This window comes from Pseudomonas entomophila L48, from assembly GCF_000026105.1.
In the GTDB taxonomy this organism is placed as follows: Bacteria; Pseudomonadota; Gammaproteobacteria; order Pseudomonadales; family Pseudomonadaceae; genus Aquipseudomonas; species Aquipseudomonas entomophila.
The window spans coordinates 5,467,600-5,483,014 of the sequence record NC_008027.1; the positions used below are offsets into that span (position 1 = coordinate 5,467,600).

13 protein-coding genes are annotated in these 15,415 nt (G+C 65.2%); 5 read left to right on the plus strand and 8 right to left on the minus strand.

Annotation, left to right across the window (positions count from 1 at the left end; all coding sequences use genetic code 11):
- The first annotated feature begins 11 nt into the window (after positions 1–11).
- The 4 genes from aceF to PSEEN_RS23810 all read left to right on the plus strand — a co-directional run bounded on the left by aceF (position 12) and on the right by PSEEN_RS23810 (position 6,063).
- Positions 12–1,643 (plus strand): dihydrolipoyllysine-residue acetyltransferase, encoded by a 1,632-nt coding sequence (gene aceF, locus PSEEN_RS23795; protein WP_011536133.1) that lies wholly within the window; start codon positions 12–14, stop codon positions 1,641–1,643.
- A 308-nt stretch (positions 1,644–1,951) separates the two neighbouring features.
- Entirely contained in the window at positions 1,952–4,645 is a 2,694-nt protein-coding gene (locus PSEEN_RS23800; RefSeq protein WP_011536134.1) for a putative bifunctional diguanylate cyclase/phosphodiesterase, read from the plus strand.
- 131 nt (positions 4,646–4,776) lie between these two features.
- Positions 4,777–5,445 carry a peptide-methionine (S)-S-oxide reductase MsrA gene (gene msrA / locus PSEEN_RS23805; protein ID WP_011536135.1) on the plus strand — a complete coding sequence of 223 codons (669 nt, stop codon included), beginning with the start codon at positions 4,777–4,779 and terminating at the stop codon, positions 5,443–5,445.
- A 3-nt stretch (positions 5,446–5,448) separates the two neighbouring features.
- A complete protein-coding gene (locus PSEEN_RS23810; protein ID WP_011536136.1) occupies positions 5,449–6,063 on the plus strand; it encodes a glutathione S-transferase in 615 nt (204 codons plus the stop codon).
- Between the two features lie 160 nt (positions 6,064–6,223).
- Here PSEEN_RS23810 and creD read toward each other — a convergent pair whose 3' ends face one another.
- The 4 genes from creD to rloA2 form a co-directional block, all read right to left on the minus strand.
- A complete protein-coding gene (gene creD / locus PSEEN_RS23815) occupies positions 6,224–7,552 on the minus strand; it encodes a cell envelope integrity protein CreD (RefSeq protein WP_011536137.1) in 1,329 nt (442 codons plus the stop codon).
- A 215-nt stretch (positions 7,553–7,767) separates the two neighbouring features.
- Positions 7,768–9,201 carry a two-component system sensor histidine kinase CreC gene (gene creC, locus PSEEN_RS23820; RefSeq protein WP_011536138.1) on the minus strand — a complete coding sequence of 478 codons (1,434 nt, stop codon included), beginning with the start codon at positions 9,199–9,201 and terminating at the stop codon, positions 7,768–7,770.
- Positions 9,201–9,881 carry a two-component system response regulator CreB gene (creB, locus tag PSEEN_RS23825; protein WP_011536139.1) on the minus strand — a complete coding sequence of 227 codons (681 nt, stop codon included), beginning with the start codon at positions 9,879–9,881 and terminating at the stop codon, positions 9,201–9,203. The genes creC and creB overlap by 1 nt, the downstream gene beginning before the upstream one ends.
- Positions 9,882–10,028: 147 nt before the next feature.
- Positions 10,029–10,529, minus strand: a complete 501-nt coding sequence (rloA2, locus tag PSEEN_RS23830; protein ID WP_011536140.1) for a retropepsin-like aspartic peptidase RloA2 — start codon at positions 10,527–10,529, stop codon at positions 10,029–10,031.
- Positions 10,530–10,711: 182 nt separating this feature from the next.
- Between rloA2 and PSEEN_RS23835 the strand changes: the two genes are divergently transcribed.
- Positions 10,712–11,599: an acyltransferase gene (locus PSEEN_RS23835; protein WP_011536141.1), complete on the plus strand. Its 888-nt coding sequence runs from the start codon at positions 10,712–10,714 to the stop codon at positions 11,597–11,599.
- Positions 11,600–11,697: 98 nt separating this feature from the next.
- On the opposite strand, the gene PSEEN_RS23840 is transcribed toward PSEEN_RS23835, so the two are convergent.
- The 4 genes from PSEEN_RS23840 to PSEEN_RS23855 form a co-directional block, all read right to left on the minus strand.
- Positions 11,698–12,267, minus strand: coding sequence for a DUF2780 domain-containing protein (locus tag PSEEN_RS23840; RefSeq protein ID WP_011536142.1), 570 nt, complete (start codon positions 12,265–12,267; stop codon positions 11,698–11,700).
- A 156-nt stretch (positions 12,268–12,423) separates the two neighbouring features.
- The gene (gene fdhA / locus PSEEN_RS23845; protein ID WP_011536143.1) at positions 12,424–13,623 is read right to left on the minus strand and encodes a formaldehyde dehydrogenase, glutathione-independent; all 1,200 of its coding nucleotides are present in this window, start codon (positions 13,621–13,623) and stop codon (positions 12,424–12,426) included.
- 253 nt (positions 13,624–13,876) lie between these two features.
- Entirely contained in the window at positions 13,877–14,734 is an 858-nt protein-coding gene (gene purU, locus PSEEN_RS23850; RefSeq protein WP_011536144.1) for a formyltetrahydrofolate deformylase, read from the minus strand.
- 12 nt (positions 14,735–14,746) lie between these two features.
- Positions 14,747–15,379, minus strand: a complete 633-nt coding sequence (locus PSEEN_RS23855) for a sarcosine oxidase subunit gamma (RefSeq protein WP_011536145.1) — start codon at positions 15,377–15,379, stop codon at positions 14,747–14,749.
- Positions 15,380–15,415 lie beyond the last annotated feature (36 nt).

The following is a 15,415-nucleotide window of genomic DNA, read 5'->3' on the forward strand; positions in this document are numbered from 1 at the left end:
AGTATTTTTAAGTGAGCGAACTCATTCGCGTACCTGACATCGGCAGCGGTGAAGGTGAAATCATCGAGCTGTTCGTCAAGGTCGGTGACCGTATCGAAGCAGACCAGAGCCTGCTGACCCTGGAGTCCGACAAGGCCTCCATGGAAATCCCGGCCCCCAAGGCCGGCGTGGTCAAGGAGCTGAAGGTCAAGCTGGGCGACCGCCTGAAAGAAGGCGACGAGCTGCTGGTCCTGGAAGTCGAGGGCGCCGCTGCGGCGCCTGAGGCTCCGGCCGCTGCCGCCCCGGCTCCGGCTGCTGCCCCAGCACCGGCTGCCGAAGCGGCCCCTGCGCCTGCCGCAGCCCCGGCTGCCGCCAGCGTGCAAGACATCCACGTGCCGGATATCGGTTCGTCGGGCAAGGCCAAGATCATCGAAGTGCTGGTCAAGGTCGGCGACACCGTCGAAGCCGACCAGTCGCTGATCACCCTGGAGTCCGACAAGGCTTCCATGGAGATCCCGTCGCCTAGCGCCGGCGTGATCGAAGCCGTGCTGTGCAAGCTGGAAGACGAAGTGGGCACCGGTGACCTGATCTTCAAGATCAAGGCCGCTGGCGCCGCCCCTGCCGCAGCGCCGGCTCCGGCCGCTTCTGCTCCGGCTGCCGCTCCTGCCCAAGCCGCTGCGCCTGCCGCTGCTCCGGCGCCTGCTGCCGCCCCTGCTCCGGCCGCCACCGCGCCGGCAGCCGGCAGCAATGCCAAGGTTCATGCTGGCCCTGCCGTTCGTCAGCTGGCCCGTGAATTCGGCGTCGACCTGGGTGCCGTCGCGGCCACTGGCCCGCACGGTCGTATCCTCAAGGAAGACGTGCAGGTCTACGTCAAGGCCATGATGCAGAAGGCCAAGGAAGCCCCGGCCGCCGGTGCTACCGGTGGTGCTGGCATCCCGCCGATCCCGGCCGTGGACTTCAGCAAGTTCGGTGAAGTGGAAGAGGTCGCCCTGACCCGCCTGATGCAGGTCGGCGCCGCCAACCTGCACCGCAGCTGGCTGAACGTGCCGCACGTCACCCAGTTCGACTCCGCCGACATCACCGAGCTGGAAGCCTTCCGCGTCGCGCAGAAAGCTGTCGCGGAGAAGGCCGGCGTCAAGCTGACCGTGCTGCCGCTGCTGCTCAAGGCCTGCGCCTTCCTGCTCAAGGAACTGCCGGACTTCAACAGCTCGCTGGCACCAAGCGGCAAGGCGATCATCCGCAAGAAGTACGTGCACATCGGCTTCGCCGTGGACACCCCGGATGGCCTGCTGGTCCCTGTGATCAAGAACGTCGACCAGAAGAGCCTGCTGCAACTGGCTGCCGAAGCCGCCGCGCTGGCCGAGAAAGCCCGCACCAAGAAGCTCTCGGCCGACGACATGCAGGGCGCCTGCTTCACCATCTCCAGCCTCGGCCACATTGGCGGCACCGGCTTCACGCCGATCGTCAACGCGCCTGAGGTGGCGATCCTGGGCGTATCGAAAGCGACCATGCAGCCGGTCTGGGATGGCAAGGCCTTCCAGCCGAAGCTGATGCTGCCGCTGTCGCTGTCCTACGATCACCGCGTGATCAACGGCGCCGCCGCCGCGCGCTTCACCAAGCGCCTGGGCGACGTGCTGGCGGATATCCGCACGATGCTGCTGTAAACCGCTGTTTTCCTGCCCCTCCCTCGAGGGGCAGGTACCCTTTCGAGCTGCCACGCTCGTACCTCAACCCCGTCACTTTGGCGGGGCTTTTTTTTGCCTGAATGAACACCACCGCCCTGTAGGAGCCAGCCTTGCTGGCGAACCTCACACTTGTTCGCCAGCAAGGCTGGCTCCTACAGATTTCATGCAACCGGCCGACAACCTGTTCACAGCATCCCCCATGGCCGCTTGCCAGCCCATGGGACATGATGCAACCTTGCCCGATGCGCCGCTCTCCAGGCAGCGCCCCCTGTTCAAGCGAGTCTTCGATGAAAAGCCAACCCGATGCCGCCAGCCGTGTGGCGGCCGAGGTCGTCACGCAGCTCCCCGTGCCCTCGCGGCTCGGCATGCTGCGTTTCGAACGGCTCAACGAAGCCAGCTGGGCCATGCTCTACCTCGACCCCGCCTGCGACCGCCAGTTCGGCCTGCCAGCCGCCGAACTCTGCGCCCTGATCGGCTCGCCCTATGCCAGCCTCATGGAGCCGGAGGCACGCTACAAACTGCACGACGAGATCCAGCGGCAACTGGCCCTGCGCGGGCACTACCGGGTGCGCTACACCCTGCACGCCTGCCCGCAGGCGCTGCGCCTGCTGGAAGTGGGCGAGAGCTACAAGCAGCACAACCGCCAACTGCTGCGCGGCTACCTGACGGTGATGGACGACCAGCAAGACGAGCTGGCGGAACTCGACACCGACGACCTCGAATCGCGCAACAACCGCCTGCAACTGGCCCTGCAACTGAACCAGCGCGCCCAGCAAGAGCAGCTCGAGCACCTGGAGCGGGTACGTGCCCAGCAGGACCTGATCCTACGCCTGGCCCGCCAGCGCTACAGCGTCGGCAACTCGCTGCTCGAGGCCGCCGAGCTGATCACCCGCAGCGCCTGCGAGATCTACAAGGTCGACTGCGCCAGCATCTGGTACCTGAACGACCAGCGCTTGGAACCGATCAGCGCCTGGTACCGCAGCGAGCAGCAGCATCGCTTGCCGGAGGCGATCGACGCCAGCCGCTTCCCCGACTACCTCGACGCCCTGCACGCCAGCCGCGCCATCGACGCCCACAACGCCAGCCATGACCCGCGCACCCGCGAAATGGCCGAGTCGCTGTACAGCACCGACGACAACGCAATGCTCGACGCCAGCATCCGCATCGACGGCCAGGTGGTCGGCGTGCTGTGCCTGGAGCAGACCGGCCAGCCACGGGCCTGGCAGACCGACGAGATTGCCTTCGCCGGCGAGCTGGCCGACCAGTTCGCCCAAGTCATCAACAACCACAACCGGCGCACCGCCGCCAGCGCCCTGCACCTGTTCCAGCGGGCCGTGGAACAGAGCGCCAGCGCCTTCCTGCTGGTCAACCGTGACGGTGTGGTGGAGTACGTCAACCCAAGCTTCACCGCGATCACCCAGTACAGCACCGAAGAAGTCCAGGGCCATCACCTGGGCGAGCTGCCGGCCCTGGAAAACCTGAGCGAACTGCTGTTCGACTCGCCCTCGAGCCTGGCCATGGGCAACAGCTGGCAGGGCGAGTTCAAGAGCCGGCGCAAGAACCTCGAGCCCTACTGGGGCCAGCTGTCGATCTCCAAGGTGTACGGCGACAACCGCGAGCTGACCCACTACATCGGCATCTACGAAGACGTCACCCAGAGCAAGCTGGCCCAGCAGCGCATCGAGCGCCTGGCCTACACCGACAACCTGACCAACCTCGGCAACCGCCCGGCGTTCATCCGCAACCTCGACGAGCGCTTCGCCCGCGACAGCAACACGCCGATCTGCCTGCTGCTGGTGGACATCGACAACTTCAAGCGGATCAACGACAGCCTCGGCCACCAGACCGGCGACAAGCTGCTGATCAGCCTGGCCCGGCGCCTGCGCAACAGCCTGAGCAGCGGCGGCAGCCTGGCGCGCTTCGCCAGCAACGAGTTCGCCGTGCTGCTCGACGACACCAGCCTGGAAGACGGCCAGGGCGTCGCCCAGCAACTGCTGCGCACCCTCGACAAGCCCATGTTCGTCGACAACCAGTTGATCAACGTCACCGCCTCCGTGGGCCTGGCCTGCGCGCCGCTGCACGGCAGCGACCCGGCCACCCTGATGAAGAACGCGGGCCTGGCCCTGCACAAGGCCAAGGCCAACGGCAAGCACCAGGTGCAGGTGTTCACCGAAGTGCTCAACGCCGAGGCCAGCTACAAGCTGTTCGTCGAGAACAACCTGCGCCGCGCCCTGACCCAGAATGAGCTGGAAGTGTTCTACCAACCGAAACTGTGCCTGCGCAGCGGTCGCCTGCTCGGGTTGGAGGCGCTGCTGCGCTGGAACCACCCCGAGCGCGGCATGATCCGCCCCGACCAGTTCATCAGCGTGGCCGAGGAAACCGGCCTGATCATCCCCATCGGCAAATGGGTGGTGCGCCAGGCCTGCCGCAAGAGCCAGGAGCTGCGCGGGGCCGGCATGGGCAACCTGCACGTAGCGATCAACCTGTCGCCCAAGCAGTTCTCCGACCCTGAACTGGTCGGCTCGATTGGCAGCATCCTCAAGGAAGAAGCCCTGCCGCCGCACCTGCTGGAGCTGGAACTGACCGAAGGCTTGCTGCTCGAAGCCACCGAGGACACCCACCGCCAGCTCGACGAGCTCAAGGCCCTGGGCCTGACGCTGGCGATGGACGACTTCGGCACCGGCTACTCGTCGCTGAGCTACCTGAAGAAATTCCCGATCGACATCATCAAGATCGACCGCAGCTTCATCAACGAGATCCCCGACAACCAGGACGACATGGAGATCACCTCGGCGGTGGTGGCCATGGCCCACAACCTCAAGCTGAAGGTGGTGGCGGAAGGGATCGAAACCCCCGAGCAGTTGGCCTTCCTGCGCCGGCACCGTTGCGACGTCGGCCAAGGCTACCTGTTCGACCGGCCGATCCCCGGGCGCGAGCTGGCCGAGAAGCTGCGCCGCTATCCGCGCGGGCCGATGGACTGACAGCGGCATAAAGCTCGGGCACTATAGAGACCATTCGGGCCCGTTCGCCGGCAAGCCGGCTCCTACGTAGGAGCCGGCTTGCCGGCGAACGGGCCAACCCCCATCCCACTGGAAAACACAGAGGAACGGTCATGGTCCTGCGTTCGGAAATCCTGGTGAACAAAAACGTCCTGCCCACCGCGGAACAGGCCCTGCCTGGCCGCGAAACCCCGATGGCCCTGCCCGAGTTCCACTACGTGTTCGAAGGCACCCCACTGCTCGGCCCGTTCTTCGAAGGCGACATCGACTTCGCCATCTTCGCCCTGGGTTGCTTCTGGGGCGCCGAGCGCCGCTTCTGGCAGCGCGAGGGTGTGGTCAGCACCGTGGTTGGCTACGCCGGCGGCTTCACTCCCAACCCCACCTACGAAGAAGTCTGCTCGGGCCTGACCGGCCACACCGAAGTGGTGCTGGTGGTGTTCGACAAGAACAAGGTCAGCTACCACGACCTGCTAACGATGTTCTGGGAGCTGCACAACCCCACCCAGGGCATGCGCCAAGGCAACGATGTCGGCACCCAGTACCGCTCGGCGATCTACTGCACCTCGCCGCAACAGCTCGAGGAAGCCAAGACCAGCCGCGACGCCTTCCAGGCCGAGCTGAGTAAAGCCGGCTTCGGCGAGATCACCACCGAGATCGCCCAGGCACCGACCGTGTACTTCGCCGAGGCCTACCACCAGCAGTACCTGGCCAAGAACCCGGACGGTTACTGCGGCATCGGTGGCACCGGTGTGTGCCTGCCGCCCAGCCTGCAAGGTAACTGAGCCATGATCCTGTTCCATTCGCCGCTGTCGCCGTTCGTGCGCAAGGTGATGGTGGTGCTGCACGAGACCGAGCAGCTCGACCGCGTCACCGTGCAAGGCGTCAACATCAGCCCGGTGAGCGGCGACGACCAGCTCAACCAGGGCAACCCGATCGGCAAGATCCCGGCCCTGCGCCTGGACGACGGCAGCGTGCTGCACGATAGCCGGGTGATCTGCGAGTACCTCGACAGCCAGCACGTCGGCAACCCGCTGATCCCCCGCGAGGGTTCGGTGCGCTGGCGCCGGCTGACGTTGGCCTCGCAGGCCGATGCGATCATGGATGCGGCGGTGGCTTCGCGCTACGAAACCTTCTTGCGCCCGGCGGACAAGCAGTGGGACGGCTGGGTCCAGGCGCAAGCCGAGAAGATCCGTCGCAGCCTGATGAACCTGGAGCAGGTCCATCTTGCCGAACTGGCTTCGGGGTTCGATATCGCGGCGATTGGCGTGGCGTGTGCGCTCGGGTACCTGGACCTGCGCCAGCCCGACTTCGGCTGGCGCGAGCGTCAACCGGGGCTGGCAGCGTGGTATGCCGAGGTGAGTCAGCGCCCGTCGATGGTGGCCACAGCCCCATCGCCCTGAACGACACCACCGTCCTGTAGGAGCCAGCCTTGCTGGCGAAGGGGCCCCTGAGATCCCCAGGCAAGGCTGCGCCTTGCATCGCCAGCAAGGCTGGCTCCTACAGTGGCGAACAGTTGGCCGATTCGAGCGGCCAACCACCGCCCGATATCCTTGTCCTCCCTCATATCCCTCTCCCCACCCGCGACCAGTCCAGCCGACGGGTCAGCACCATGAACACACCCAGCAGCCCGAAGCACAGCAGCGAGCCCATCAGCAACGCATAGTCCTCGGCACTGAGCAGTCCGTAGAGCATCGCGTACAACGCCGCCAGCCCCGCCGCGAAGCCAACCCCGCGCCCCAGGCTGCGCAATACGTGCACCAGGTAGAAGCCGATCAGCAGCACGCAACCCGACGCCGACAGCCCATAGGCCAGGCCGAAGCCCAGGTGCTCCGACAGCGACAACAGCAGCAGGTAGAAGAACGCCAGGGCCACGCCCACCAGGATGTACTGCACCGGGTGCACGCTGAGGTTCTTCAGTACCTCGAACAGGAAGAAGCCGGCAAAGGTCAGGGCGATGAACAGCAGCGCATACTTGATCGCCCGCTCGCTCTTGAGGTACTGGTCCACCGGGTCGACGAAGCTGACGCCGAAGGCACGCTCGTTGAAGTCGCCGCACTTGCCGACGGTTGCGCAAAGGCGCACGACCTCTTCCAGGTTGGTGGCGAAGAACGACGTCTGCCAGTGGGCGCTGAAGCCCTTTTCATCGATGGCGCGGCGGCTAGGCAGGTAGCTGCCGACGAAGCTCGGGTGCGGCCAGTTGGCGCGCATGTCCACGGTGGTGCTGCGACCAACCGGCAGCACCGCCAGCTGGCTGGTGCCCAGCAGGGCCAGGTCGAAGGCGTAGTCGAACTCGCGGGCCTTCTGGTCACTGAACTGCGGCAGCGGCACGTGCACGCCACCGGACAACCAGTCGACTCCGCTGCCAGCCTCGAACGGCAGGCGCTGGTCATCCAGGGTCAGTTCCAGGCTGTTCTCGATGCCGCGAATGTCGCTGATGCCGACCATCAGGAACGGCTTGTCGAAACGGTAGTCGTCGTAGTCCTTCTCGATGCCCCAGCGCTCGGGCAGCTTGAAGCGGCCACTGATCTGGCTCTTGGCGTGGAACAGGCGCGCCTGGTAGATGCCGCGGGCGCGCAGCTCGGTATCGACGCCCACGTCCATCGCGAAGGTTTCCGGCAGGAAGTAGAGATTGCCGTGCATCGTGGTGGTCTCCTGGACGCTCGTGCCGTCCTTGTTGATCCAGCGCCGCTCGTACTTGCGGTAGGGCACTACCAGCAGCGGCCCACTGACCACCTGGCCGAAGCTCGAACTGGCGGCGATCTCGTCGAGCACGTTGTTGCGCAGTTGCTGCCGTTCGTCGATCAGGCCGCCGATCATCAGCAGGGGAATAAGCAGCAGCAGGATCAAGGTGCCGATCAGGCCGAGCTTGAAACCTAGGGTCTTGTTCATGGGGAGGGCTCCGTTTGCGATGGGGGCAGTGTCTGCCCGCCGCGTGGAGCCCTCAGGGAGGGAATGTGGAGATTGTGTGGAGATTGGCCACGGTCTGCCACACAACATCGCCGCCTGTAGGAGCGGCTTCAGCCGCGATGCAGACGACGCGATGTCTGGCACCCGCTTTGCGGGTGATCGCGGCTAAAGCCGCTCCTACAGAGATATACGTCGATTCAGATGACCCGCCGCGCCGGTAGCCACAGACGCACCCGTACCCCACCTTCGACGTTGTCCACCGCCAGCGCCCCACCGTGCAGCTGCATCACCTCGTCGACGAAGTTCAGCCCCAGCCCGGTGCTCTTGCGGCCCGTCCCGGGCCTGGGCAGCGAATAGAACCGTTCGCTGACCCGCCCCAGGGCGTACTCGGGGATCGCCTGCCCCTGGTTGAACAGGCTCAGCGCCACCCGCTCGCCTGCCCGTTCCAGCTCGAACAGCAAGGCGCCACCCGGCGGGGTGAAGTCCAGCGCGTTGTCCAGCAGGTTGGCCAGCGCCTGGCGCATCAGGAACGGATCACACCATAGCCGGGCGGCCACCGGCACGCGCTGGCGCACCTGCAGGCCCGCCCCTTCGATCCGCGCCGCATGGGCCAGCAGCAGTTCATCGACCAATGCCGCCAGCGCCACCTGCTGCTCGTCTTCCAGCGCCTGCATCTGCTCGACCCGCGCCAGATTGAGCAGCCGCTCGATCATCTGCTGCAAGCGCTCGCTCTCGCGCTCGATATTGCCGGCGAAACGCGCCCGCTGCTCCTGCGGCATGTCGCCTTGCAGCAGCTCGGAGGCGCCACGGATCGCCGCCAGCGGGCTCTTCAGCTCATGGGTGAGGGTGTGCACGTAGCGCTCCACATAAGCCTTGCCTTCAAGCTGCGTGCGCATGCGCTCCACCGCCGTGGCCAGTTGCAACAACTCGCCGCCCTTGTAGTGCGGCAAGGCAGCGCGCTCGCCCTCGCTGACGGCCTGGGCGTACTGGGTGAGCCGGCGCAACGAACGGGCCAGCCACCACGACAGCGCCGCCCCCACCAGCAGCCCCAGTACGATCAGCCCCAGCCCGAGCGTCAGCAGGTGCTGCTCGGAACGGTCGATGTACGGCTGCAGCGAACTGTTGGGCTTGGCCACCGTCACCACGCCGATGATCCGGCCCTGATCGAGGATCGGCGCCGCCACGTGCATCACCGAGGTGCTTTCGTCGTCCGGGTCGCTGCGGGTGGAGCGTGCGCCGTACTGGCCGCGCAAGGTCAGGTAGACATCGTTCCAGCGCGAGTAATCCTTGCCCAGGTCCTGGCCGCTGGAGTCGAGCAGGACGATGCCCTTGGCGTCGGTGACGTAGATCCGGTGGCTGACCTGGTTCTTCGCCAGCCCCCAGATCTGCGCGCTGGGGCGCCGCTCGCCGTACAAGGCAAGCACCTGGGGCAGGCGGCTCTGGCCGAGGGTGCCGGCCTTGACGTCGTCGTGGAGGATTTCCGCCAGCAGGTTGGCGGTATCCACCAGGGTTTCCTCGGACGACTGGCGCACCACCGGGCGGATCTGTTCGCGCACGGTGTTGAGCAGGAAGTAGCCCGCCAGCCCGACGAACAGGAAGTACACCAGGAAGATGCGGATCCCCAGGCGCATCAGGCGTGCTCCGGGCTGTAGCTGTAGCCCAGGCCACGGTGGGTCTGGATCGGCTCGGCCTCGCTGGCGACCAGGCGCAGCTTGGCCCGCAGGCTCTTGATGTGGCTGTCGATGGTGCGCTCGTAGCCCACGTCCGAAGCCACGCCCAGGCCGTCGAGCAGTTGCTCGCGGCTGAACACCCGCCGGGGTTGCTCGAGCAGGCATTGCAGCAGGCGGAATTCGTGGCGGGTCAGCGCCAGTGGCTGGCCACGGTAGACGATGCGCATGGCCAGGGTGTCGAGCTGGAACGGCGCAACTTCGGCGACAGGCTCGGGCCGCGGTGCCATACGCTTGAGGATCGCCCGCACCCGCGCGGCGACTTCTCGCGGGCTGAAGGGCTTGACCACATAGTCGTCGGCGCCGATCTCAAGCCCCAGCACCCGGTCGATCTCGGCATCGCGGGCACTGAGGAACATCACCGGCACCTCGCTGAAGCGGCGCAATTGGCGGCAGGTCTCGAAGCCGCTGATGTCGGGCAGGCCGATGTCGAGGATCACCAGGTCGGCCGGGCGCAGGCGCTGCTGTTCGACCGCGGCGCTGCCCAGCGACACCCATTCGGTGCTGTGGCCGTCGGCCTGCAGGGCGTAGACCAGGGTGTCGGCGATGGCGGATTCGTCTTCGACGATGAGGATGTGGGGCATGGCGTCCGGCCTTGCTAGGTTGAAGGCTGGACTGTGAAGCATATCCGGACGCCGGTGCAATCCCTGTAGGAGCGGCTTCAGCCGCGATAGCGACGGTCATGTGAATTGGGCTGGCGCCATCGCGGCTGAAGCCGCTCCTACAAGCGCTTAACAGCCTGGATTGCCCGCCGTGAACTTCTCGCGCGGATCCACCGCCGCCTTGAACTTGCGCAGGGCCTTGGAGCCGATCAGCAGCGGGTAACGGAAATTGCTGCGGTCGACCAGGTTGACCTCCACGGTGCGCTTGACGTCGCCCAGGCACATCTCCAGCTCGATCACCGGCCGGTGCGAGAGGTCCGGCGCATCGCCTTCTTCTTCCTCTTCGGCGCGGTTCTTGATCTTGCTGATGCGCGCCACTTCATGCTCGTAGACCTTGTCGCCGGCACCCTCGGTCGCCAGGCGGAAGCGCACCCACTCGTTGCCGTCACGGGTGAACATCTCGATATCCTTGGCCGACAGCGAGGCGGTCCAGGCACCGGTGTCCATCTTGGCTTTCAGGGTCTGGCCGATCTCCGGCAGCTTGATGTTCTCGTATCGGCCATACAAGGTCGGTTCGGCGGCCATGACCGGCAGCGCCAGGAGGGACAACAGGGCAAGCAGGGATTTCACAGGGCAGGCTTCCTTGAGAGGGGTCAGTGCTTAGACTGCGCAAGCAGGATAGGTTCGTTGTCACAGGCTAAACAACATAATGTGAAACATTTGTACCAATTAATGGACGTACGACGTTTGGCTAAGGCCCTTCCCCTGCTTATCATTGCCGACCGTTTACCTCACACCACAAGAGTCCCCATATGCGTCGCCTGCTGACCGGCACCCTCACCCTCACCCTGCTGCTGCTCAACACCCTGGTGATGATCGGCCCGCTGCTGGTGTTCGCCCTGCTCAAGCTGGTGCTGCCCGGCCGTGGCCGTGACTATGCGTCGGCCGCAGTGATGTGGGTCGCCGAAACCTGGTCGGAAGTCGACAAGGTCATCTTCGCCCTGTGCATTCCCACGCAGTGGGACATCCGCGGGGTGGACACGCTGCGCAACGACACCTCGTACCTGTGCGTCAGCAACCACCAGACCTGGGTCGATATCCCCGCGCTGATCGAAAGCCTCAACCGCCGGGTGCCGTTCTTCAAGTTCTTCCTCAAGAAGGAACTGATCTGGGTACCGCTGCTGGGCCTGGCCTGGTGGGGCCTGGACTACCCGTTCATGAAGCGCTACAGCAAGGCTTTCCTCGACAAGCACCCCGAGCTCAAAGGCAAGGACCTGGAAATCACCAAGGCCGCCTGCGAGCTGTTCAAGCGCCAGCCGGTGACCGTGGTCAACTATCTGGAAGGCACCCGCTTCACCGAGGCCAAGCGCGAACAGCAGCAATCACCCTATCGTCATCTGCTCAAGCCCAAGGCGGGCGGCGTGGCCTTCGTGCTGGCGGCGCTGGGCGAACAGCTCGACGCCCTGCTCGACGTGACCATCGTCTACCCCGGCAACAAGGCGCCAGGGTTCTGGGACCTGCTCAACGGCAGCATCAGCCGGGTGATCATCGACATTCGCGTGCGCGAGCTGGACCCGGCGCTGTGCGAGGGCGATTACGAGAACGACCCGGCGTTTCGCCAGACTGTACAGGCCTGGGTGAACCAACTGTGGGTGGAGAAGGACCAGCGAATCGAGGAACTGCGCGCCGAGATGCGCTGACAGGAACGTTCGCCGGCAACCCTTTGTAGGAGCCAGCCTTGCTGGCGAACTCAGGCACCTCGGTTCGCCAGCAAGGCTGGCTCCTACAAAGGTACGTGTCAGACCGAAGGTGCGACGGCGGCCGGGGTGGCCCACAGGTTGCCCAGGTTTTGCAGCAGCGAGCTGGCAATACCCTGTTGCCCCAGGTACTGAAGGATCAACGGCGCGAACTGGCCAATCATCCCGGTCTCCATGCCCAGCGCCTTGAACACAGTGTCGAGGTCGTTGCGGTTCTGCACCTCGCCGCCCAAGGCATTGCTCAGGGCGGAGGAGCTCTTGTCATTGCCCAGCAACTGGCCCAGGCCACTCAGCCCGCCCAGGGCAGTGTTGCCCGACAGCAGGTCCAGGCCCGGCACAGCCTTGGCCAGTTGCCCATAGTCGTCGCCGCTGAGATTGTTGCGCGCCAGCCCCAGCATCGCTCCCGCCCCGCCAATAGCCTGCTCAGGGGTGATCTTCAGCTCGCTGCCCAGGCTGTTGAGCAGGTTGGCCTGGGTCGCCGGTGCCTGTACCTGGCCCTGTTGATGCGGACTTTGCGCTGCGGACACCGCATTGGCGACATCGCCGAGGTTGAGGGCAAACGCCGGGCTTGCGGCCAGGGTCATCAGGGTTGCCAGGGTGAATGCTTTCATCGGGAGGGACCTCGTCGGCCGGGATGGCCGGGAAACGAGGGGTTGGACTGGGTTAGCGAAGGTTTGTTCCAGCCCGGCCATCGGTGTTCATCCCGACGGGCCGGCCTGCGGAGCGTGGGGCCACCACCGATCCGGTGGCGCCCCCACTGCCAGCCATCACGCCGCGCTGAAGGTCTTGTGCGGGTCGATCACGAATTTCTTCGGCACACCCGCATCGAACTCGCCATACCCTTCAGGTGCCTGGTCCAGGCTGATCACCTGCACCCCCACCACTTCGGCGATATTGATGCGGTCCCACATGATCGCCTGCATCAGCTGACGGTTGTACTTCATGGTCGGGGTCTGCCCGGTGTGGAAGCTGTGCGACTTGGCCCAGCCCAGGCCGAAGCGGATGCTCAGCGCGCCGATCTTGGCGGCGGCATCCACCGCGCCTGGGTCTTCGGTCACGTACAGGCCCGGAATACCGATCTTGCCGGCCACGCGGGTCACCTGCATCAGCGAGTTGAGCACGGTGGCCGGGGCTTCGTGCTTGGCGCCTTCATGGCCATGGCCGCGGGCCTCGAAGCCAACAGCGTCGACGGCGCAGTCCACTTCCGGCTCGCCGAGGATATCGATGATCTGCTCGTGCAGTGGGGTGTCCTTGGACAGATCGACCACTTCGAAACCTTGCGACTTGGCGTGGGCCAGGCGGGCCGGGTTGAGGTCGCCGACGATGACGCAGGCCGCGCCCAGCAGGCGTGCGGAAGCGGCAGCGGCCAGGCCGACCGGGCCGGCACCCGCGACGTACACGGTGCTGCCCGGGCCAACACCTGCGGTGACGGCACCGTGGTAACCGGTGGGGAGGATGTCGGACAGGCAGGTCAGGTCGCGGATCTTCTCCATGGCCTTGTCACGGTCGGGTAGTTTCAGCAGGTTGAAGTCGGCGTAGGGCACCAGCACGTACTCGGCCTGGCCACCGGTCCAGTCGCCCATGTCGACATAACCGTAGGCGCCGCCGGCGCGGGCCGGGTTGACGGTGAGGCAGACGCCGGTGTGCATCTCTTTGCACGAGCGGCAGCGGCCACAGGCGACGTTGAAGGGTACCGACACCAGATCGCCGATTTTCAGGCGTTCGACGTCACGGCCCATTTCGACGATTTCACCGGTGATTTCGTGGCCCAGGACCAGGCCGACCTGGGCGGTGGTGCGGCCGCGGACCATGTGCTGGTCGGAGCCGCAGATGTTGGTGGAGACCACCTTGAGGATGACCCCGTGCTCGATTTTCTTGCCGCGCGGGTCCTGCATTTTGGGGTAGTCGATCTTCTGCACCTCGACCTTGCCCGCGCCGAGATACACCACTCCACGGTTACCAGACATGCTTCTTACCTCGCTAGATTTGTAGTTATGCAGCGGTGGTGGAAAGCGCCGCCTTTCCGTGGGCGGCCTGTGTTACTGGAATGATGGGGATTGTGGGCTGGATGGGGGATGGGGCGGTGACTGGATGCGACAGGGGGATATCTGATTGCGCCGAGACACCGCCACCCTGTAGGAGCCAGCTTGCTGGCGAACGGCAGCACCGGGGTGGCGTGGCTGTTCGCCAGCAAGCTGGCTCCTACAGGGGGCGGGTGGATCAGAGAACGACGGTGCGATTGGCGTTGAGGAACACCCGACGCTCGATGTGATAGCCCACCGCCCGCGCCAGAGTCAGGCATTCGATGTCGCGGCCCTTGGCGATCAGGTCTTCGGGATAATGGGCGTGATCGACCACCTCGACACCCTGGGCGATGATCGGCCCTTCGTCCAGGTCGTTGTTGATGTAGTGCGCCGTGGCACCAACCATCTTCACGCCCTTGTTGTACGCCTGGTGATACGGCTTGGCGCCCTTGAACCCGGGCAACAGCGAGTGATGGATGTTGATCGCCCAGCCATCCAGCCGCCGACACAGTTCAGGCGAAAGCACCTGCATGTAGCGGGCAAGAATGACCAGCTCGGCACCGGTTTCCTCGATCACCTGCAGCACCTTGCGCTCCTGCCCGGGCTTGTCATTGGGGTCGAGGGCGAAGTGGTAGTAGGGAATCTTGTGCCAGTGCGCCAAGGGCTCGAGGTCGGGGTGGTTGGACACCACCGCGACCACGTCCATGGCCAGCTGGCCGATGCGCTGGCGGTACAGCAGATCGTTCAGGCAGTGGTCGGCCTTGGACACCATGATCACTACCTTGGGGCGGTGATTTGGCGCGGTCAGTTCGAAGGCCATGCCGAACGCTTCGCTGCGCTCGGCCAACCCCGCGCGGAAGGCGTTCTCGTCGAAACCGTCCGGGGCGCGGAACTCCACGCGAATGAAGAACCGCCCCGACAGCCGATCATCGAACGAATGGTGCTCGGTAACGTAGCAGCGCTGCTCGTAGAGATGACGCGTCACCACATCGACCGTGCCGAGCATGCTCGGGCAGTCGGCAGTGAGAATCCAGGTGTCCGGTGCCCGACTCATGCTCTGTACTCCTTACGCTTCGATGGCCAGGCCGTACTCGGCCGACGCGTCCTGCAGCCACAGCCACCAGTAGTCGGAGAAGCTGCGGCGGATCACCAGTTCCCAGGTGTCCTCGGCGGTGCGACGGATCACCAGTTGCGATTTGGCGAACACGGTGCCGACGGCCTTGCCGACCGGGAAGTTGTTCGGGTGTACATCATAGCTGGTGGATTTCATCAGCACGTCGCGCACATTGGGGCCGCGCAGTTCAAGCAGGGTCTGCCCGCCGCTGACGTTGACCACCTGGATGTGCTGGCCGTCGAGGGCGTCGCGCAGTTTCTGCTCGACGGCGAACTCCTGGCCGCCGGGAACGATCAGCAGCCACTCGTCCGGGCCCATCCACTGCAACGACATTTCGTTGTTGGCGACCACGGTCAGGGCCACCGGCAGTTCCAGGCCCAGGGCCTTGTGCACGCCGCCGGCGAAGGCCTGGTCGTGGCCATTGCCACGAATGGTCAGGTGGCCGAGGAGTTTCTTCTCGCGCAGGGTCACGCCTGCGTTCTTGCGGCCCTTGCCGACCAGGCTGGCTAGGTCGGCGTGGTGCAAGGGCGACTGGGCCTTGGCGTCGGTGCCGGGGTTTTGCTGGAAGACGTTGATAGCGCTCATTTCTCACCTGCCTTGAATTCTGTGGGTCACAACCGG

Coding starts and splice junctions, on each gene's coding strand:
- fdhA (WP_011536143.1), bottom strand. CDS start 13,623: ATGTCTGGTAACCGTGGAGTGGTGTATCTCGGCGCGGGCAAGGTCGAG.
- purU (WP_011536144.1), bottom strand. CDS start 14,734: ATGAGTCGGGCACCGGACACCTGGATTCTCACTGCCGACTGCCCGAGC.
- msrA (WP_011536135.1), top strand. CDS start 4,777: ATGGTCCTGCGTTCGGAAATCCTGGTGAACAAAAACGTCCTGCCCACC.
- creD (WP_011536137.1), bottom strand. CDS start 7,552: ATGAACAAGACCCTAGGTTTCAAGCTCGGCCTGATCGGCACCTTGATC.
- PSEEN_RS23855 (WP_011536145.1), bottom strand. CDS start 15,379: ATGAGCGCTATCAACGTCTTCCAGCAAAACCCCGGCACCGACGCCAAG.
- PSEEN_RS23810 (WP_011536136.1), top strand. CDS start 5,449: ATGATCCTGTTCCATTCGCCGCTGTCGCCGTTCGTGCGCAAGGTGATG.
- PSEEN_RS23835 (WP_011536141.1), top strand. CDS start 10,712: ATGCGTCGCCTGCTGACCGGCACCCTCACCCTCACCCTGCTGCTGCTC.
- creC (WP_011536138.1), bottom strand. CDS start 9,201: ATGCGCCTGGGGATCCGCATCTTCCTGGTGTACTTCCTGTTCGTCGGG.
- PSEEN_RS23840 (WP_011536142.1), bottom strand. CDS start 12,267: ATGAAAGCATTCACCCTGGCAACCCTGATGACCCTGGCCGCAAGCCCG.
- creB (WP_011536139.1), bottom strand. CDS start 9,881: ATGCCCCACATCCTCATCGTCGAAGACGAATCCGCCATCGCCGACACC.
- PSEEN_RS23800 (WP_011536134.1), top strand. CDS start 1,952: ATGAAAAGCCAACCCGATGCCGCCAGCCGTGTGGCGGCCGAGGTCGTC.